17 protein-coding genes and 1 tRNA gene are annotated in these 19,981 nt (G+C 35.0%); 5 read left to right on the forward strand and 13 right to left on the reverse strand.

What is annotated here, in order from left to right; translation table 11 throughout:
• The first annotated feature begins 45 nt into the window (after positions 1-45).
• The 5 genes from P8H68_RS07415 (at position 46) to P8H68_RS07435 (ending at position 4,870) form a co-directional block, all read left to right on the forward strand.
• Entirely contained in the window at positions 46-813 is a 768-nt protein-coding gene (locus P8H68_RS07415) for a hypothetical protein (protein WP_300322987.1), read from the forward strand.
• A gap of 144 nt (positions 814-957) precedes the next feature.
• Positions 958-2,157, forward strand: coding sequence for a C45 family peptidase (locus tag P8H68_RS07420; protein ID WP_300322989.1), 1,200 nt, complete (start codon positions 958-960; stop codon positions 2,155-2,157).
• Positions 2,158-2,279: 122 nt separating this feature from the next.
• Positions 2,280-3,188 carry an App1 family protein gene (locus tag P8H68_RS07425; RefSeq protein ID WP_300322991.1) on the forward strand — a complete coding sequence of 303 codons (909 nt, stop codon included), beginning with the start codon at positions 2,280-2,282 and terminating at the stop codon, positions 3,186-3,188.
• Positions 3,185-4,084: a diacylglycerol kinase family protein gene (locus tag P8H68_RS07430; RefSeq protein WP_300322993.1), complete on the forward strand. Its 900-nt coding sequence runs from the start codon at positions 3,185-3,187 to the stop codon at positions 4,082-4,084. Before P8H68_RS07425 ends, P8H68_RS07430 begins: the two co-directional genes overlap by 4 nt.
• A gap of 21 nt (positions 4,085-4,105) precedes the next feature.
• Complete coding sequence (locus P8H68_RS07435) at positions 4,106-4,870, forward strand: hypothetical protein (protein ID WP_300322995.1); 765 nt, start codon at positions 4,106-4,108, stop codon at positions 4,868-4,870.
• A 69-nt stretch (positions 4,871-4,939) separates the two neighbouring features.
• Here P8H68_RS07435 and P8H68_RS07440 read toward each other — a convergent pair.
• From P8H68_RS07440 to P8H68_RS07500, 13 genes are all read right to left on the reverse strand, one after another.
• Positions 4,940-5,013, reverse strand: a tRNA-Arg gene (locus P8H68_RS07440).
• Positions 5,014-5,022: 9 nt separating this feature from the next.
• Positions 5,023-5,472, reverse strand: coding sequence for a GatB/YqeY domain-containing protein (locus P8H68_RS07445; protein ID WP_300322997.1), 450 nt, complete (start codon positions 5,470-5,472; stop codon positions 5,023-5,025).
• 127 nt (positions 5,473-5,599) lie between these two features.
• Positions 5,600-7,738, reverse strand: a complete 2,139-nt coding sequence (gene ftsZ / locus P8H68_RS07450; protein ID WP_300322999.1) for a cell division protein FtsZ — start codon at positions 7,736-7,738, stop codon at positions 5,600-5,602.
• A gap of 49 nt (positions 7,739-7,787) precedes the next feature.
• Positions 7,788-9,158, reverse strand: a complete 1,371-nt coding sequence (gene ftsA, locus P8H68_RS07455; RefSeq protein ID WP_300323001.1) for a cell division protein FtsA — start codon at positions 9,156-9,158, stop codon at positions 7,788-7,790.
• 3 nt (positions 9,159-9,161) lie between these two features.
• Entirely contained in the window at positions 9,162-9,884 is a 723-nt protein-coding gene (locus P8H68_RS07460) for a cell division protein FtsQ (protein ID WP_300323003.1), read from the reverse strand.
• Between the two features lie 36 nt (positions 9,885-9,920).
• A complete protein-coding gene (gene murC / locus P8H68_RS07465; RefSeq protein ID WP_300323005.1) occupies positions 9,921-11,270 on the reverse strand; it encodes a UDP-N-acetylmuramate--L-alanine ligase in 1,350 nt (449 codons plus the stop codon).
• Between the two features lies 1 nt (position 11,271).
• A complete protein-coding gene (murG, locus tag P8H68_RS07470; protein WP_300323007.1) occupies positions 11,272-12,363 on the reverse strand; it encodes an undecaprenyldiphospho-muramoylpentapeptide beta-N-acetylglucosaminyltransferase in 1,092 nt (363 codons plus the stop codon).
• Between the two features lie 11 nt (positions 12,364-12,374).
• Positions 12,375-13,574 carry an FtsW/RodA/SpoVE family cell cycle protein gene (locus P8H68_RS07475; RefSeq protein ID WP_300323050.1) on the reverse strand — a complete coding sequence of 400 codons (1,200 nt, stop codon included), beginning with the start codon at positions 13,572-13,574 and terminating at the stop codon, positions 12,375-12,377.
• A 15-nt stretch (positions 13,575-13,589) separates the two neighbouring features.
• A complete protein-coding gene (gene murD, locus P8H68_RS07480) occupies positions 13,590-14,927 on the reverse strand; it encodes a UDP-N-acetylmuramoyl-L-alanine--D-glutamate ligase (RefSeq protein WP_300323009.1) in 1,338 nt (445 codons plus the stop codon).
• A 13-nt stretch (positions 14,928-14,940) separates the two neighbouring features.
• Positions 14,941-16,170, reverse strand: coding sequence for a phospho-N-acetylmuramoyl-pentapeptide-transferase (gene mraY, locus P8H68_RS07485; RefSeq protein ID WP_300323011.1), 1,230 nt, complete (start codon positions 16,168-16,170; stop codon positions 14,941-14,943).
• 12 nt (positions 16,171-16,182) lie between these two features.
• A complete protein-coding gene (locus P8H68_RS07490) occupies positions 16,183-17,646 on the reverse strand; it encodes a UDP-N-acetylmuramoyl-L-alanyl-D-glutamate--2,6-diaminopimelate ligase (protein WP_300323013.1) in 1,464 nt (487 codons plus the stop codon).
• On the reverse strand, positions 17,647-19,611 hold the full coding sequence (locus tag P8H68_RS07495) for a penicillin-binding protein (protein WP_300323052.1): 1,965 nt from the start codon (positions 19,609-19,611) through the stop codon (positions 17,647-17,649). It lies immediately after the preceding gene.
• Positions 19,612-19,666: 55 nt separating this feature from the next.
• Positions 19,667-19,981 carry an FtsL-like putative cell division protein gene (locus tag P8H68_RS07500; RefSeq protein ID WP_300323015.1) on the reverse strand — a complete coding sequence of 105 codons (315 nt, stop codon included), beginning with the start codon at positions 19,979-19,981 and terminating at the stop codon, positions 19,667-19,669.

Below are 19,981 nucleotides of genomic sequence, written 5' to 3' on the forward strand. Positions count from 1 at the left end.
GTGTATCGTTTATTTTAGCATATGCAATTTATTAAATAATTTTTTATGACCTATTTATTGATCACATTGTTGATACAAATTTTTGGTTCTGATTCTGACGAGATTTTCATGGTTCCCGAAGTTATGGAACAAATAAAAAAACATGTTGAGGATGAAGATAGAAAAGACAAAGTGGTGGCATGGATGAAAGAGGGTAAAACGGAAATCAAAGCCAATAGAAAAACTCATAAAAAGTATTTAAAGTCTTTAAAAAAATCATTGAGCAAAGATCATATTTCTTCTGAAGAAGTGAAGTCTATTATTTTTAACGACTTCAACGCTTCCAAAGAAATGCACACAAAATTAATTTCCTTGCGCTTAAAAATTCAAGAGGAGTTGAAACAAAACGAATGGGATAAAATCATATCCCTGGCTTTAGAACCCACTGAAAAAAGAACTAAAAAGAATAAAAAATCTCTCCAAAAAGAAAAAGAGGCTTTTGAAGATCTTTTGCAAAAAACTAAATTCAAAGTCGATGAAATCATTACCTCTTCAGAAAAAAAAGAAATTATCAAACAAGCTTTTGGTGTTTTTATGAAAGAGATCAAAGAACAATTTGAATACAATCAAGAATATACGTATTCAAAAAATGCTGTGTTGAGGGATAAAAATGCTACCAAAGAAATGCTTGAAAATATAATCAACCAAAAAAACCAAGTCCGCTTAGAGGTTCATGAATCTTTTCACTCCTTTTTTAAAATCGCAAAAGAAAACACTACCGATCAAGAATGGGAAGCCATTAGAAACGCTATCAAAAAAATGATATCCCATTAATCTTTCTTCAAATCATAACTGATCCTTAGTATACTTCCAACTGTAAAAATTTCATGATAAATTTAAAACCCTCTAAATAATATTTAGGGGGTTTTGTTTTTTTTACGCTGTTATAAATGAACAGGAACATTAAAAACTCAACTCATGAAAAATTCAAACATCACAAAAACTACTTTAATTGCCGTAATCGTTCTTTTGATTACAGGCTTTACAACAACAGTAAAAGAAGACATTAAAATTCCAGAAGTAACAAAACACGACGGAATATATTATCTAACTATTGATGGAAAAACACCATTTGCAAAAGGCTACCAACACGGAGTGGCTTTGAAAGAAGTAATTCAAAAATCAATGATAGATTTTGACACTTGGGTCATTTCTAATTCTGACTATAAAAACAGCAAAGAAATGGCTACTGACTTCATTCAAAAAACAAATTATTTACAAGATGTAAAAACCTTTACTCCTGATTTGTATTCAGAACTTACAGGAATGGCCGAAGGGTCAGATGTTGATTTAAAAACGTTGTTTCTTTACAATAGTTTTGATGAATACATTGCTTTTTTAATGGAACATAAACCAAGTATAGAACAAATAGCACACTGCACAACCACAGGAGTTTTTGGGAGAACAGACAAACCAAACTTTGTGACTCATAACAATGATTTGATGTTAATTTTTTCCAACAAAGTAGTCGTGTCAAAAATTATCGATACCGAAAAAAAGGTAGAAATCATGCAAACAAGTTTTGCAGGTATATTCGCACAAAACGGTGTGAATAATTATGGAGTAGCTGTTGGTTGTAATATTTTAGTGGACTTAGAAAGAAACCACAACGGACTTCCTGTAGCCTTTAACAACAGAAAAATTCTAGAAACAAAAAACATTCAAGAAGCTAAAGAATATTTACAAAGTGTTCCTTCTGCTCAAGCCATGAATTACATGATTGGCGATAGAGATAAAGTCATTTCATTTGAGGTTACCGGAAACGGAAATGTATATGATGTATCGAACTTTCAAGAAGGGTACACCGTTCATACAAATCATACCCTAAACAAAAACGCAAACAAAGTAAGAGACATAACATCAACTCAGCCTTCAACAGCTAAAACAGTTGAAAGATTAGAAAAAGCAGCCAGTGTTTTAGCTGAAAACCATCAAACGATAACTACGCAAGGAATAAAAAATTTAAAAAGCACCAAGCCTATAAGGATCAATGAAGAAGGCTCCATTACGCAAACTATAGAAAGCGTTATTATGGAAATTCCAAAAACAGGAAAACCCATTTTATATGTAACCAATGGTTTGCCAAATGGTGATAACTACGTAAAATTTGAATTCTAAAAAAAACATAAAACTTTTAAAATCCTCACAGGTCAATGTGAGGATTTTTTAGTTTGAAACAATTTTTATTTTTCGATATGCACATGTAATTTAGAAACACTAAATTGTATAAAAAAAATGTTATGCCTAAAATCTGGCAATTTTCGGTGATTGAATTCTCAAAAGAAACTTGGATTTCTGGGACCATACTCTACTCAGATAAAAAACAAAAGCACGCCACCAAAGCCATTAAAAATGCAAAGTATGTTCTAAAATCATATCAAAAAAAAACCTTTGCAAACAAACAAATAAAAGTTGTTTCTGATTCTAACGAATTTATCACCAAAACGGATGCACATGGATATTTCACATTGCTTACTACACATAAAATCATTAAAACTCCCGTCATTATAAATTGTGACACCCTTCAAGAAATAACACCCCTCCAAACTTATCCAACTTATTTTCCTGATACCTCTAAAAGGCTCGCTATTATTTCTGATCTCGACGAGACTATTTTACATTCTCATACCAAATCGGCACCAAAAAGAATTTATACGACTTTATTCAAACCACCACATAAAAGAGGAGTGGTAACTTTTACCCAAGAATTATTTCTAGCTTATAAAGACAAAAACCCAAGATATTTTTACGTTTCTAAAAGTGAAACAAACTTATTTAAAATAATCAGTGAATTTCTTATTTCCAATGATTTACCTAAAGGGATTCTATTGCTTACTCCTTATCTTAGCTTAAAAAAACTTATCAAAAACCAAAAGGAGCTTGATTTCAAAAAAAACACCATTGAAAAAATCATAACCCTTTCACCAAACAAAGAATTTATTTTAGTGGGAGACGATTCTCAAAAAGATGTAGAAATTTATACTGATGTAGCAAAAAAATTTCCAAACCAAATCTCTAGTATCTTTATCAGACAAACAAAAAAAACAGTAAATTCAGAAAAACTTAAAAACTGGCAGCTTCTCAAAAACACAGGAGTTAATGCACATTATTTCAAAAAGAACGAATCCTTTAACCCAAAGCTACTATGAAACTATTATTTATTGTGAATCCAATCTCGGGTGATGTAGATAAGGAACCTTTTTTAGAGGAAGCAAAGGAACTGTGTTCTTTTTACGGGATTAATTTTCTTGTATTTAAAACCACGGGAGAACAGGATGCACTCAAACTAAGTAAAATCCTAGATGATTTTAAACCAGATAGGGTTGCCTCTGTTGGAGGCGATGGAACCACTTTGTTTACCGCAATCTCTCTTTTAAATAAAAATATCCCAATGGGAATTATCCCACTAGGTTCTGCCAATGGTATGGCAACCGAACTTTATGTTCAGCCAGAACCGATCCAAGCTTTAAAAGATATCCTACTTTCTCAAATGATTTATGGCTTAGATCTTTTAAAGGTAAACAAGGAATATTATAGCATGCATATTGGTGATGTTGGTTTGAATGCTAACATAGTAAATGCCTATGAAAAAGACCCCAACCGAGGCATGATTACCTATGCCAAATATTTTTTAGAAGAATTACAAAACTTTGAAAATTTTGATATTGAAGTAAGTACTCCTAAAGAACACATAAAAGGTTCCGTTTTTATGGCAGCGATTTGCAATTCTAGAAAATATGGAACCGGAGTTCCTTTGAATTTAATTGGCAACCCGATGGATGGTAAATTCGAAATTGTTTTGATGGAACAATTAGACATGACCTCTCTGATCAAAGCCGGACTCTCTGCTTTTAATGAAAAGTTTTACACCTATCAACAAAGTAAAACCCTCGTTACAGAAAGTGCCACTTTGAAATTTAAAGAACCTCGCTTGCTGCAATTGGACGGTGAAGTAATCGGGAAATTCAAAACCATCGACATTGAGATTGTCAAAGGAGCTGTTCAACTAATAACTACCAAAGCAAACATGAATATCCAAAATTAAAAAAATCTAAAAATTGCTATTATGATATTTATACTAATTTCTCTTCTAAGCACTATATTGATCAATGGTCCCGAACAAATATTCATGGCCACGGATATCGTCAAAGAAATTAAACACAATGTAAAAGACAACAACAGAAAAACCTATGTGTTGAAAATTATGAAGGAGGCGAAATCTGAGATCAAAGCTTATCAAAAAAATTATGAGAAAAATGAAAAGAAGGTAAAAAAACTATTGAACAAAGACTTGGTCAGCTTAAATGACATAAAAATTATTGTAGATGAAAATCTAGTAACAAGAAAAAAACTACAGCGGTATATGGTAGCTAGCAGACTCTTGGTTCAGGATTCCTTAACGGACAATGAATGGGTTTTGATTCTTGAAAAAAGCAACACAATTTCTGCAAAGAAAAAAAAGAAACAATTAAAAAAGCATAAAAAAGATGTAGAAAAGCTAAAAGAGTTTGTCATTGCTTTTAAAGATGAAATTAATAAAACTAGGGCTACCCCAACTGCTAAAGAAAAAATAATATCCACATTTGATGCTTTTATCGAAGACTATAAAAACCAGTTAAAGGTTGCTCAAGAACTTTCTTTTTCTAAGAGTAAAACTTTAAACAACAAATATGCACCACAGGCAGAGCTGATTGATATTTACACCCAACAAAATAACGTGAGAACACAAGTGAGAAATTCTTTTTACAAACTTTTTGAAATCACTCAAGAAAATACCAGTGAAAGAGAATGGGTACAAATAAGAAAGGAACTAAAAACACTATTCAAATAAGGTATGTCCTCCATGGTTATTTGAGCAAAAAACTCTCTAGATAACAACATCTAGAGAGTTTTTTTTAAGTGACCGCGAAGGGATTCAAACCCCCAACCCTCAGAGCCGAAATCTGATGCGCTATTCAGTTGCGCCACGCGGCCATTAATAATTTATGACAACGACTGTTTGACCACCACAGAAATTGTTTTACCGTCTGCTTTTCCAGCCAATTGTTTTGAAGCCATTCCCATCACTTTACCCATATCTTTCATACTAGAAGCACCCGTTTGAGAAATAATAGCTGCCACTGCTTCTTTTATCGCCTCCTCACTCATTTGCTCAGGTAAAAACTGACCAATCACCTCAGCTTGTGCCAATTCTGGAGCAGCTAAATCTTCTCTTCCTTGTTCTGAAAATAAAGCGGCGCTATCTTTACGTTGCTTTACTAATTTTTGAACCAGTTTTAATTCTTGATCCTGAGTCAACTCTTCTTTGGCTCCACTTTCTGTTTGTGCCAATAAAATTGCCGATTTAACAGCTCTTAACGATTCTAAAGCAACCGTATCTTTTGATTTCATCGCTTCTTTTAACTTGACCATTAATTCTTTTTGTAAACTCATTTTCTATCTCTTTAATTATACTATTAAAACTTTTCTTAATGCGACCGTAAATATAAACAATTCACATATCCAATAAAATAAAAAACCCGCTATATAGCGGGCATTTTAATCTGTAGGGGTAAATTTCTTAATCTACATTATCATGTAGAAATGAATTATTAGACCTCAATTGAATTTCGTCATTATCATCGATACTTAATGTTGTTCTAGATTGAGTTGTATCAGAAGAATTCACATCATCCAAATCCACACCATTTCTTTTATAAGCCGGTACTTTTTCTATATCCTCAATGTTTTGTGGAACATTGTTGTTAAACTTATAATTGAATTTTTTCATTTTTTCTCTCCTACTGTTTGCAGTTTGTTGAATTTCTGAAATTGTAGCATCCAAAGGACTTACCTCTTTCGCTCCAATTACTTCCATATCATCTACAACCACCTCTTCTTGTTTCTTAAGAGTTATTTCTAACTCTTCATCAACGGGAGCTTCAACAGCAACAGGTTTCACCTCTTCATGATCCACCACCTTTATATTATTAATATCAAAAGTAGAGGCATTTTTTATCGTTGGCTGAATGTCAAAATCCTCTAAACTATAACGAATCGTTTGTGGCTCTTCTGCCTTAACTTCAATATGACCATGAACTTCAATTTCATTGATATCCAATGGCTTTTTTTCTTCTTCAATCGTATCCTCTAGCGTAAATCGTTTAATCTCCTCCTCTTTCGGAGTTTCAGCAACAACAGGTTTTACCACCTCATGATCTACTACTTCAATTCCGTTGATAAAATCTTCTACACTGTCATCTAAACTAAAATAGACAGGTTCTTCTGTTGGCTTAGATTCTTCTACTTCGGCCTTCACTTCCTCAGCCCCTACTACATCTATATCAAATAAAAGATCCATTTGAACTGGCTTTTCTTCAATATATTCTTCTTGCTTTGTTAATGCTGGTTCCTTTTCAGAAGTCACCTCCTTAATTTCAAAATCTTCTTCTGAAAAATCAGAAAGGTCATGTAAAATTTTATCTGATTTTATTTCTTCAAACTCAACATCTAAATTCTGAATAAGGTTTGTAGTTTTCACAATCTGATTTGGAACTTCTTCTTCTTCCTCACCTAGTTCATAAACAATTTTACTATCCTCTACAGGAACCTCTTTTTGTCTATTTAATATCTGATTTTTTAAAGAATTTTTCTCTTCAAAACTATAAATAGCTTTTTGTTCATCCTCTAAAGTGTGAATCACTTTTTTAACTTCAATATCAGAAATTGTCCCTTGTTGATCTGCAGCAAAACCAGTAGCCACAACAGTTAAAGAAATTTCATCTTCTAAATCGTCATCCTCACCGACACCCATAATAATATTAGCATCATAACCAGCTTCCGTTTGAATAAAATCATTGATTTCTCCAATCTCATCCAAAGTAACTTCTACCTTACCAGAAATAATTAGTAGCAGAACATTTTTAGCTCCAGTAATTTTATTATCATTTAATAAAGGTGAATCTAAAGCTTTTACAATCGCATTTTTAGCTCTGTTTGTTCCCGCTTCTTTCGCTGACCCCATAATAGCAGTACCACTGTTAGATAAAACAGTTTTTGCATCATGTAAATCAATATTTTGCTTGTAGTGATGTGTAATTACTTCAGCAATTCCTCTTGAAGCCGTTGACAGCACCTCGTCAGCTTTTGAGAACCCTGCTTTGAAACCTAAGTTTCCATATACTTCTCTAAGTTTGTTGTTATTGATAACAATTAAAGAATCTACATTCTGACGCAATTCGTCTACTCCTTTTTGAGCTTGCTGCGTACGCATTCTTCCCTCAAACTGAAAAGGCATTGTAACAATACCTACAGTAAGGATATCCATATCTTTTGCAATCTTAGCAATGATTGGAGCAGCTCCTGTACCAGTACCACCACCCATTCCAGCGGTAATGAAAACCATTTTTGTTTGCGTTGTAAGGATGCTTCTAATTTCCTCCAAACTTTCTTTGGCAGCCTCTTCTCCTACATCCGGATTGGCACCTGCACCAAGTCCAGAGGTTAAAGAAACTCCTAGTTGTATTTTATTTGGGATTGGACTATTTTCCAAGGCTTGTGCATCTGTGTTACAAATGACAAAATCCACCCCTTTTGTATTTTGCTGAAACATGTGGTTTACAGCATTGCTTCCACCACCACCTACACCAATAACTTTTATTGTGTTAGATTGTGACTTTGGCATATCAAATGAAATGTTATCGAATTCTGTGCTGCTCATAATAACGGGTTCTTTTTGACGATTAAATGGTTATTTTTTTCTTTTTCTGCTATTCTGCGTTATCTAAAAAATCTCTAAATCTCTCAGAGAATTTCTCGAAAATTGACTTCTTTGGTGTTGGAGGTACTATTGGCTCCGCCTTAGGCTCCTCATTTTCTTGTTCTTGACTTTCCTCTGAAACAACTTCTTCCTCAACATCGTCTTCTCCTCCTAAATTAAATTGCTCACGTTGCGGAACTTCTGCTCTCTCTTTCTTTTCTTGCTTTTCCAAACCTTCCATAAGCAAACCAACTGCGGTTGCAAATGTTGGGCTACTTAAAGTTTCATCAGAACCTCCTGCCAAATGCTCGTTCGGATAACCAATTCTGGTATCCATTCCTGTAATATATTCTACCAACTGCTTTAAATGTTTTACCTGAGCGCCCCCGCCAGTCAAAACAATTCCTGCTATTAGTTTTCCTTTTTGAGTTTCATGTCCATAGTTTTTAATCTCTAAGTACACTTGCTCTATTATCTCCGTTACTCTTGCATGAATAATTTTTGATAAATTCTTTAATGTTATTTCTTTTGGTTCTCTTCCTCTCAATCCAGGAATAGAAACAATTTCATTTTCTTTATTTTCTCCAGGCCATGCTGACCCAAACTTTACTTTCAAAAGTTCTGCTTGCTTTTCAATAATCGCACATCCTTCTTTGATATCCTCTGTGATAACATTTCCTCCAAAAGGAATTACCGCTGTATGACGAATAATTCCATCTTTAAAAATGGCAAGATCTGTGGTACCACCACCTATATCAATCAAAGCTACTCCGGCTTCTTTTTCTTCCTGACTTAAAACTGCTGATGCCGATGCTAAAGGCTCTAAAGTAATCTCAGACAAATCTAAGCCAGCACTTTTAACACAACGACCAATATTTTTTATGGAAGAAACCTGTCCAACAACCACATGAAAATTTGCTTCCAATCTACCACCATACATACCAATTGTTTCTTTGATATGCTCTTGGCTATCTACTTTAAAATCTTGTGGCAATACATGAATAATCTCTTCCCCCGGTAACATCACCAATTTATGTACTTGGTTGATCAAATCATTAATATCAGACTCATCAATCACTCTATCTGCATCATCTCTTGTGATATAATCACTATGGTGTAAACTACGGATATGTTGTCCGGCAATTCCTACCACTACATCATTGATATCGTAACCAGAAACATTTTCTGCTTCTTCAACAGCTTGCTGGATAGATAAAATAGTTTGGGTGATATTGTTTACAACACCTCTTTTTACCCCCAGACTTTTTGCCTTTCCAATTCCTAAAATCTCAAGTTTCCCATATTCATTCTTGCAACCGATAATGGCTACAATTTTTGTAGTTCCAATATCTAATCCAACTGAGAAAGTCTTTTTTTCCATAATTTAATTCTTTGTACAAACAACCTGGTTGTTGAATTTTAAATTAATCGATTTATATTTTTCCAACTCATTACTCTGAATTACTTCGTTGTAAAAAGCCTCTAATTTTTTAAACTTAACATTCAAATCTTCAATTTTTCCAATTTGAATCTCTTGATCATATTTTCTAGTTCTTAGTACGTAATTGTTGACGGATTTTTTATGCACACCAACGATTAGATTTGACAAAAACCTATCGTCGTTTATTTTAGTCACAAGACTATAAATAGACGCTAAATCCTCCTCAACAACATTACCTGAAACCAGCAAAACTCTAGCAGAATAATTCACAGATAAAGGCATTTTAACACCCTGCTTATCAAGATAGTAAACATCCTCTCCGCTATGAATTCTCGCTATAGGGGTACGTTGTGTAATCACTGTTTTTACAACACCATCTATTGACATAAAGACTTTCACCTTTTCAACAAGTGGATTCTGAAACACAACACTTTCCAACTCATGTAAATTTATTAAGGATTTTGGCTGGTTTTTAAGCTCCCCAATATTTTGTATTAACAATTTATTAACCATTTCATGAGAAAGAAACAAATTTGCTCCGTTTGCAAATTCCACGATAGGTTCCTGCACCAACTTAGCTCCATTTCTCTGAGAACCAAACCCGTACAAAAAAGCCACTATCACTAGCAAAACAAAGCTTTTTATGTAAACAATATATCTTTTCATTTCAAATTAATTAGGCCAACACTATACAAAAACACCTTATAACAACTCCAATTTAAACTGTTCAGAAACTTCCTCTATCAAAACACCAATATCCCCAGCACCCATCATGACTACCACATCGGCATTAGCTTTTTTCAGCTCCCTATAAACATTAGTTTTATCAACAATTTTTTTCTCCTTTTTCTCAATTTTTCCTAACAACCAATCAGAAGTAACTCCTTCCATCGGCAATTCTCTTGCAGGGTAAATATCCAACAACAACAGCTCGTCAAATCTAGCCAAACTTTTTGCAAATTCCTCAACAAAATCGCTCGTTCTGCTATATAAATGTGGCTGAAAAACGCCTACTACTTTTTTATTTGGATACATTTCAGAAACGGCATCTGCAACTGCGTCAATTTCAGTAGGATGATGCGCGTAATCGTCAATCAGCACAAAGTCATTTGTTTTGATTTTATACGAAAATCTTCTTTTTACACCTCTAAAACTCTTCAAAGCTTCCGCGATAGCATCCAAAGGCAAACCATATTGTTCCGCCAATGCCACTGCTGCTAAAGCATTTGATAAATTATGTCTTCCTGGCAATGAAAACTCAATATTTTCTTGCATCGAAACAGGTGTTTTTATGGTAAAACTGTAAGCTCCATTTTCAACTTTAATATCTGATATCTGATAATCCGCTTCTTCTCCCACAGCATAAGTCAACCCTTCCAAAGGCAATCCTTTGCACACAATCAAACGGTCGGTAACTTTTTCTGTAAATTCTCTGAATGAATTTTCCAACACTTCCTTTTCACCATAGATATCCAAATGATCTGCATCCATTGAAGTCACACAGGCTAAATTCGGAGACAACTGTAAAAAAGAACGATCAAATTCGTCTGCCTCTACCACAGACACTTTATCTGATCCTAGGATCAAATTAGAGCTATAATTTTCTGTTATTCCGCCTAAAAATGATGTAGCCCCCGTACCCGTAGCTTTCATAATATGACCTAATATAGAAGAGGTTGTTGTTTTACCATGAGTACCTGCAACTCCCAAACAAAAGGTGTTTTTAGTAATTTCTCCTAAAACTTGTGCTCGTTTTAATGTCGTAAAACCAGCATCTAGAAAAAAGTTCAACTCGCTATGGTCTTTTGGTACTGCTGGAGTATATACAATCAAAGTTCCAGCACTTTCCTTAAACACATCAGGAATCAACTCTAAAGAATCATCAAAATGGATTTCAGCACCTATTTCAACCAAAGCATCTGTTATCTCTGTTGGCACCTTATCATAACCGGCCACTTGCTTTCCATTTGCACAAAAATACCTAGCAATAGCAGACATTCCAATCCCGCCAATTCCTATAAAATAAACCCTATGTATTTTTTCTAAATTCAATTCAATTCTTTTTTAACTCAATAATTCTTTCAAGCTCATTCACTATGGTCTCTGTTGCATTTGGCAACGCCAAAGATTTGATATTCTCTGTTAACCTTTTCTGCAACTCTTCATCTTTTATCAACTCCTCAAAAACAGTTTCAAAAGAGGAAATATTAGATTCCTTTATCATCAATGCCGCATTTTCATGAACCAAGGCCAAAGCATTTTTTGTTTGATGATCCTCTGATACATTAGGAGACGGAATAAAAACCGTAGGCTTCCCTACGATACATAACTCCGAAATAGAACTTGCTCCTGCACGACTGATGATAAAATCTGCCGCTGCATATGCCAAATCCATCTCTGCCAAAAACGCATGTGTCTGAACTCCATCTTTCGCATTGTATTTTTTATACTCATCGATATAAAACTTACCCGTTTGCCAAATAATCTGAACTCCACTTTCATCCAAAAACTCCAACGATTCAGCAATCAATTTATTTACGGCACGAGCCCCTAAACTTCCACCAATCACCAACAAGGTTTTTTTATTCGGATCTAGATTGAAAAAATCAATCCCTGCATCTCGTTTGGAATCTACTGTCAATAAATTTTGACGGACTGGGTTTCCTGTTTTTGTTATTTTTTCTTTTGGAAAAAACCGATCCAAACCATCATAGGCCACACAAATAGAATTTGCCTTTTTAGACAATAATTTATTTGTAATCCCTGGGTATGAATTTTGTTCCTGAATCAAAGAAGGTATGTTTTTATTCGATGCTACATACAAAACTGGACCACTAGCAAAACCTCCTGTCCCAACCACAACATCTGGCTGAAACTCTTTGACTATTTTTTTAGATTTCCAAACACTGCTTAACAACTTTAACGGAAAGGACAAATTATCTACTGTTAATTTTCTTTGTATTCCAGAAATCCACAAACCTTTTATTTTATAACCAGCGCTCGGAACCTTTTCCATCTCCATACGATCTTGTGCACCTACAAATAAAAATTCAGCCGACGGGTATCGCTTTTTTATTTCATTTGCAATTGCAATCGCGGGATAAATATGACCTCCAGTACCCCCACCACTGATTAATACTTTCATTTTTTTATTTTTTAATCATGTATTGTTTCATGCAGTATCGACAAAGGATCTTCATTCTCCTCTTCTAACTGCTCTTCTGTTACCTCATTCGCTGAAGAAACACTTAATATTATTCCTAACCCAAAACAGGTCATCCAAATAGACGTTCCACCACTACTAATCAACGGTAACGTCTGACCCGTTACGGGCAATAAATTTGTTGCTACCGCCATATTAGTCATCGCTTGGAAAATAATTGGAATCCCAATAGAGATCACCAACATGGTTCCAAAAACGGTTCCAGCTTTCTTTGCCGCAATCAAAATCCTCATCAACAACAGAAAATAAAACACCAATATGACCAATCCTCCAATCAAGCCATACTCTTCTATAATAATAGCATAAATAAAATCTGATGAAGATTGTGGCAAAAAATTCTTCTGAACACTTTTACCCGGACCTCTTCCTCCTACACCACCAGTAGCTATAGCTATTTTCGCTTTTTCTACTTGATAACCTTCTGTCTCGTTTGGATCAGAAAAACTTTCAATTCTACTTTGCCAAGTATTTACCCTGTTTGGCATAGCATCTGGAAAAGCTTTGGCTATCAAAATAAAAACACTCAGCGCAGCAATCCCCATACCTAATATAAATAGTATATACTTCACGGGATATCCACCCAGATACACTAAGATCAAAATCACAAAAAATATTATTGCCGTAGTGGAGAAGTTTGCTGGTAATATCAACACCAAGGCTAATCCTACTGGAAACCATAGTTGTAACAAACTTTCCTTAAAAACAATCGCCTTATTTCTATTTCTCGAAATATACCTAGCAACATACACCATCAAAACCAACGCCGCCAAGGTAGAAGTCTGAAAACCAACTCCAACTATAGGAACCCGAATCCATCTACTCGCATTGGCTCCTCCAATTGTTTTCCCTTGTGAAAGCGTAAAAACAAGCAGCGCAATAACCACAGGATACAATAAAACAGAACCTCCGCTAAAATACCTATAGGGTATTTTATGCACTCCAAACATGATTGCAAACCCCATCAAAAGAAGTGCAGCATGCTTGATCAAGTGTCCAAATGTTGATCCATTCCCAACAACATACACCAAGTTTGTACTAGCACTATAAACTGGCATAAACGAAAATATTGCCAACATAGCCACTAAGGCCCAGATGACTCTATCTCCCTGAAGATGTTTGAATAAACTTTGGATCATTCTATATCTATTTTACAAGTGTCTTACAGCATTTTTAAACTGCCTTCCTCTATCTTCATAACTCTCAAACAAATCAAAACTAGCACAAGCTGGTGACAACAACACATTATCTCCTTTTGACCCTAATTTGTAGGCCATTTTCACAGCCTCTTCTGCACTGGTCGTTTCAATCAACAAATCAACCATTCCGTCAAATGTTTGCATAATTTTTGCATTATCCACACCTAAACATATGATTGCTTTTACTTTCTCTCTTACCAACGGCATCAAATCTAAATAATCATTCCCTTTATCAACACCTCCAACAATCCACACCGTAGGAGCCTCCATACACTCCAAAGCGTAAAATGTTGCATTTACATTCGTAGCTTTGGAGTCATTTATATATTGAACCCCATTTATTTTTAAGACTTTTTCAAGACGATGCTCTGCTCCTTCAAAATCCTCCAAGCTCTCTTTGATTACTTGTTTACGCGCCTTCATCATTTGTGCTGCCAATGATGATGCCATCGCATTTTTCGTATTATGTTTTCCTTTCGTTGCTAGTTTAGAAATATCCATTGTTAAAATTTCTTTGTTTAGTTCTGTTTGTATTTTATTATCGTAAACATACGCTCCGGGTACCCCTTTATTTTCACTCAATGAAAATGGCACCAACTGCGCTTTTACTTCATGACCCTCAAGCCATTTTATTATTTCAATATCATCCGCATCATAAATCAAATAATCCTTTTCTGTTTGATTTTTTGTAATCAAGAACTTTGATGCGATATAGTTCTCGTATTTATAATCATATCTATCCAAATGATCTGGAGAGATATTTGTTATTACCGCAATATGTGGTGCAAAATCAACGATTCCATCTAACTGAAAACTACTCAACTCTAACACATAACTGTCATAATTTTCAGCAGCCACTTGCAAAGCAAAACTATCGCCGATATTACCAGCCATTCCGCAATTCAAGCCAGCTTTTTTCAATATATGATGCAACATCATTGTTGTGGTCGTCTTTCCATTTGAACCAGTTATACCGATCAAAGTAGCCTCCGTAAACTGAGCGGCAAATTCTATTTCAGAAATAACAGAAATTCCTTTTTCTCTCAGACTTACAACCAAAGGAACCGTATCTGGAATCCCTGGACTTTTCATGACAACATCTGCATTTTCTATCTTATCCAGCGTATGAGCACCTGACTCATATCCTATCTCATATTTAGCAAGAACTTCTTTGTAGTTGTCTTTTATAACTCCTCTATCAGAAACAAAAACGTCATAGCCTTTTTCTTTAGCCAGCACAGCAGTTCCAACACCACTCTCTCCTCCACCAAGTACAACTATTCTTTTCATGCTTTTTCTATACCTATCTTAATTTCAATGTCACAACAGTTACTACCGCCAACAACAAACCAATAATGATAAAACGTGCTACTATTTTCGACTCATGGTAACCAGACTTTTGATAATGATGATGCAAAGGCGCCATCTTAAAAATCCTTCTACCCTCACCATATTTCTTACGTGTATATTTAAAATATCCAACCTGCAAAACCACGGAGAAATTCTCTATAAAAAAGATTCCAGCCAATACCGGAATCAATAATTCTTTACGCGTTGCTACTGCAATTACTGCTATAATTGCTCCTATCGTTAAACTCCCTGTATCCCCCATAAAAACTTGTGCTGGATAGGTATTGTACCATAAAAACCCTACTAATCCTCCAGAGAAAGCACTGATAAACACCACCATCTCACCGGAATGAGGGATATACATAACATCCAAATAATTAGCAAAAATGATATTTCCAGAAACCCAAGCAAAAACCCCCAAAGTAAGGACTATAATCACCGAAGTACCTGCCGCTAAACCGTCAATCCCATCGGTTAAATTAGCACCATTTGAAACTGCTGTTACGATAAAAATCACAATAGGAATAAATATCAGCCAACCCCATTTTTTAGAAGTATCTCCCATCCATTCTGTAACCACAGAATAATCAAGCTCATTATTTTTTAAGAAAGGAAGTGTCGTTTTAATTGCTTTTGTTTCCTCTCCAAACACTTTTGGAATTCCACTATCAGTAACCATTTGAATTTCTGCCGCAGGTAACTTTTCTTTCATAGTCACGTTTGGATTAAAAAACAACATTCCACCAACAATAACTCCTAATCCTACTTGCCCTAAAACCTTAAATTTTCCTTTTAGACCCTCTTTATCTTTTTTGAACACTTTAATATAATCATCCAAAAAACCAATAGACCCCATCCAAAGTGTCGTTACCAATAGAATAATGATATAAATATTATCAACCTTTGCAAACAACAGCACTGGAATCAAGGTGGCAAAAATAATGATAAGACCTCCCATCGTTGGAGTACCAGCCTTTTGCACTTGCCCTTCTAATCCAAGATCACGAACAGACTCTCCAATCTGTTTTTTTCTTAAAAAATTAATCATTCGCTTCCCATAAATCGTAGAAAGCAACATTGAAAAAATAAACGCCATTGAAGCCCTAAACGAAATATACTGGAACACACCGGCTCCAATTAAATCGTAGTTTGCTTTTAGGTAATCAAATAAGTAATACAGCATGTGGTTATTTTTTTATTTTTCTAATGCTATTAATATTTCTTTTATAATCTCTTTATCATCGAAGTGATGTTTCACTCCTTGAACATCTTGGTAATCTTCATGTCCTTTTCCAGCGACCAAAACAATATCACCCTGACTTGCCAATTTCAAAGCCGTTTTGATAGCTTGTTTTCTATCTAAAATAGAAAGCACTTTTTTATCATCTTCTTTAGAAACACCCTCCTCTATTTGATCAATAATTGATTGTGGATCTTCAAACCTAGGGTTATCAGATGTAAACACGACTTGATCACTCATAGCTGCAGCGATATTTCCCATTTTACTTCTTTTCGAGGTATCTCTATCACCCCCACAACCTACGACAGAAATCAAATTTTCTTTTGTAGAACGAATCCCTTCAATAGTCCCTAAAACATTTTTCAAGGCATCAGGGGTATGTGCATAATCCACAATGGTTACAATTCCTGTTTTAGAAATGGCATATTGGAACCTTCCGTTAACACTTTCAAGCTGACTCATCAACAACAAAACTGAATCGTGTTCCATTCCCAACTCTACAGCAACTCCATATATCGCCAAAAGATTAGACACATTAAACTCTCCAATCAACTGCACCCACACTTCACTATTCTGAACCTGTAATAACATTCCAGAAAAGCTTTTCTCCAAAACCCTAGCTTTATAATCAGCCATAGATTTTAGAGCATAACTTATTTTTTTAGCCTTTGTGTTCTGTAAAAGAATATTCCCATTCTTATCATCGGCATTAGTTAGAGCAAAAGCATCTTTAGATAAATCATCAAAAAATTTCTTTTTCACATCTCTATACTCAGCAAATGTTTTATGATAATCCAAATGATCATGCGATAAATTTGTAAAAACTCCTCCATCAAACTGCAGGCCTTCCGTTCTACATTGATGAATCCCATGAGAACTCACCTCCATAAAACAATGGGTCACACCCGCATCCAACATCTTGCTTAAATAACTATTTATAGTTACCGAATCTGGTGTCGTATGTGTTGCATCAAAAGATTCTGATCCAATTTTTATTTTTACCGTAGAAAGCAAACCAGCTTTTAAACCCGCTTTTTGAAATAAGTCATATAACAAAGTTGCAACTGTAGTTTTACCATTGGTACCGGTTATACCAACTAATTTTAATTTCGAAGACGGGTTATCATAAAAATTAGAAGCTAGGTGTGCTAATGCAACATCACTATTGACTACTTTCACATAAGTTACTCCGTCCATTAATTCGTTTGGTAACTCTTGACAAACTATAACAGTAGCTCCAAGATCAATCGCTTTTCCAATAAACAAATGACCATCAAAAGCAGTTCCTTTTTGAGCTACAAAAAGAGCGTCAGCCACTATTTTTCTAGAATCAAAAACTATAGCCACAACAGACACATCTGCAACACCAATCTGATCCAAAACAGCAACTCCATCAAGTATTTCGCTCAATATCTTCATTTAGCTTAATTTCAAAATTATTGTAGACCCTTTTACAAGTTTCTTCCCTTTTCTAATTGACTGACTCTTTACCTTTCCAACACCTTCAAAAACAACCTTCATTCCTAAATTCTCAAGAACTGAAACAGCATCCATTCCCGCCATACCTCTAACATCAGGCATGATTTTCAAATCTTTCTGCAACAATGCATAATACGATTCTGAATCAACCCCCAACTCTTCAATCTCTGGCGTTTTATTCTCTACTTCTTTTTTTATAGGAGCAGAAGCATACATCTTTTGCGCAATTTTTTTGAAAACCGGAGCCGCAACAGTAGCACCATAATACCCTTTCTTTTTATCTGGATTATGCACCACTACGATACAAGAATATTTTGGAGCTTCAGCAGGAAAAAAACCTGCAAATGAAGCAGTATATTCTTTATTAGAATACCCCCCCGAATGATATTTACCGCTGGCATCAGTATAAGATGGAACATATTTTTTTGCTGTTCCTGTTTTACCAGCCATCGAAAAGTTTGGTGTATAAATATTTGTAGCAGTCCCTTGCTCAACAACTTTTTCCAACACCCTTCTTAATTTCTTTACCGTCTCCATAGAAGCGATACTAGGGTTGATCACTTTTGGCTCAAACACCTTATCCACCTTCCCTTCTGTCCTAAGAGCACTTACAAACCTAGGCTTCACCATAACCCCATCATTTGCAATAGCATTATAAAAAGTTAATGTTTGCAATGGCGTTAATGATATACCATAGCCCCAAGCCATCCACTCTAGAGAAATACCATTCCAACGTTTTTTATCTTTAGGAGAAGGAATATAGGGAGCACCTTCACCTTTAATCTCTAGTCCAATTTTTGACCCAAGACCAATTTCATGAACCGCATCTACAAATTTTTGCGGATCTTTTTTATAATGCTTCTGAATCAATTTCACTATTCCAACATTAGAAGAAACCTCAATTACCCTACTAGCAGAAATCTCACCATACCCACCTCTATGAGAATCTTCAACTTTTTTTCTATGGATATAGATGCGTCCTTTTTCAGTATCGACAACTGTACTCGTATCAATAACTTTATCCTCTAAAGCAATCAACAAACTGGCAACTTTAAATGTTGAACCCGGTTCATGCGATTCCCAAACGGCATAATTCCTTTTTTCGTAATACTTACCTTTTGAAGTCCTCCCTAAATTTGCAATCGCTTTTACAGAACCAGTCTTGGTCTCCATCACAATTACACAACCATGATCTGCCTCAAACTTTTCCAGCTGTTCTAACAAAGCATGATGAGCAATATCCTGAACATTGATATCAATAGTGGTAATCACATCACTCCCATCCTTAGGCTCTACCTCATTATTATCATTGATAGGTTTCCATTGATTTTTGGCGATTTTCTGTTTCATACGCCACCCCAAACTTCCTTCTAAATAATCCGTATACGCACCTTCGATACCTACTTCGCCACGATAATCATCATAACCAATGGTACGCTCCGCTATTTTCCCGATAGGATGCTCGCGAACTGTTCTTTGTTCCGTAATGAAACCACCTTTATAAAGACCCAATCTAAAAATCGGAAAACTCTTTACTTTTAAATAGTCCATATATCCAAGATTCCTAGCAACAAACAAATACCTATTTCTAGTTCTTCTCGCTTTTCTAAAATAAGATTGATAATAAGAAGTGGATTTCCCAAACATTTCCGACATCGCTTCAGACAAACCGTGAATGTTTTTCTCAAAAACTTCATCTTTCACAGTAACAACATCCATTCGGATATCATATTTTGACATTGAGGTTGCCAATAAACTCCCTCTAGCCGAAACAACATTTCCTCTATTGTAAAAAATAGTATCTTTTCTGATAGTCCTATGGGCGGACATATCTCGATACTTATCACCCTCAAGATACTGAATACGAGCTATTTTAATAAAAATCACCAACAAAAAAAGAGTCATCAAGACAACTACTATAGATAGTCTACTTAATATGCCTTTTTGTTCCGTACTCACTTTAGTTAGATTTTGCTGTTACTTTGATTTTTATTGGCGGTGTTTTTGGAGACGCCAAGCCTCTCTCTTTTAATTTCTCTCTTACCGAGGATTCCATCTTCATCCTTGTCAAATATGTTCCGGAATCTATATACAAGGATTTCAATTTTTTCATTTCCTTATTCATACTGGCAATTTCCATTACTTTCCGATCAGCATTATGAGAACTTGTAATCATGAATAATAAGAGAAACACAACAAAGACGATGATTCTCCAGTTTTTAAAAGCACCTTCATCAACTAAAAACCCACCTTTTAAAACGTCGTAAATCTTCAT

Source organism: Flavicella sp. (assembly GCF_029238425.1).
Lineage (GTDB): Bacteria > Bacteroidota > Bacteroidia > Flavobacteriales > Flavobacteriaceae > Flavicella.

Bases quoted from the DNA above. Each gene is read 5' to 3' on its own strand.
- murD (WP_300323009.1), bottom strand. From the start codon at position 14,927: ATGAAAAGAATAGTTGTACTTGGTGGAGGAGAGAGTGGTGTTGGAACT.
- P8H68_RS07425 (WP_300322991.1), top strand. From the start codon at position 2,280: ATGCCTAAAATCTGGCAATTTTCGGTGATTGAATTCTCAAAAGAAACT.
- P8H68_RS07495 (WP_300323052.1), bottom strand. From the start codon at position 19,611: ATGACTCTTTTTTTGTTGGTGATTTTTATTAAAATAGCTCGTATTCAG.
- P8H68_RS07420 (WP_300322989.1), top strand. From the start codon at position 958: ATGAAAAATTCAAACATCACAAAAACTACTTTAATTGCCGTAATCGTT.
- P8H68_RS07430 (WP_300322993.1), top strand. From the start codon at position 3,185: ATGAAACTATTATTTATTGTGAATCCAATCTCGGGTGATGTAGATAAG.
- P8H68_RS07460 (WP_300323003.1), bottom strand. From the start codon at position 9,884: ATGAAAAGATATATTGTTTACATAAAAAGCTTTGTTTTGCTAGTGATA.
- P8H68_RS07415 (WP_300322987.1), top strand. From the start codon at position 46: ATGACCTATTTATTGATCACATTGTTGATACAAATTTTTGGTTCTGAT.
- mraY (WP_300323011.1), bottom strand. From the start codon at position 16,170: ATGCTGTATTACTTATTTGATTACCTAAAAGCAAACTACGATTTAATT.
- ftsA (WP_300323001.1), bottom strand. From the start codon at position 9,158: ATGGAAAAAAAGACTTTCTCAGTTGGATTAGATATTGGAACTACAAAA.
- P8H68_RS07445 (WP_300322997.1), bottom strand. From the start codon at position 5,472: ATGAGTTTACAAAAAGAATTAATGGTCAAGTTAAAAGAAGCGATGAAA.
- ftsZ (WP_300322999.1), bottom strand. From the start codon at position 7,738: ATGAGCAGCACAGAATTCGATAACATTTCATTTGATATGCCAAAGTCA.
- murG (WP_300323007.1), bottom strand. From the start codon at position 12,363: ATGAAAGTATTAATCAGTGGTGGGGGTACTGGAGGTCATATTTATCCC.
- P8H68_RS07500 (WP_300323015.1), bottom strand. From the start codon at position 19,981: ATGAAGATTTACGACGTTTTAAAAGGTGGGTTTTTAGTTGATGAAGGT.
- P8H68_RS07490 (WP_300323013.1), bottom strand. From the start codon at position 17,646: ATGAAGATATTGAGCGAAATACTTGATGGAGTTGCTGTTTTGGATCAG.
- P8H68_RS07435 (WP_300322995.1), top strand. From the start codon at position 4,106: ATGATATTTATACTAATTTCTCTTCTAAGCACTATATTGATCAATGGT.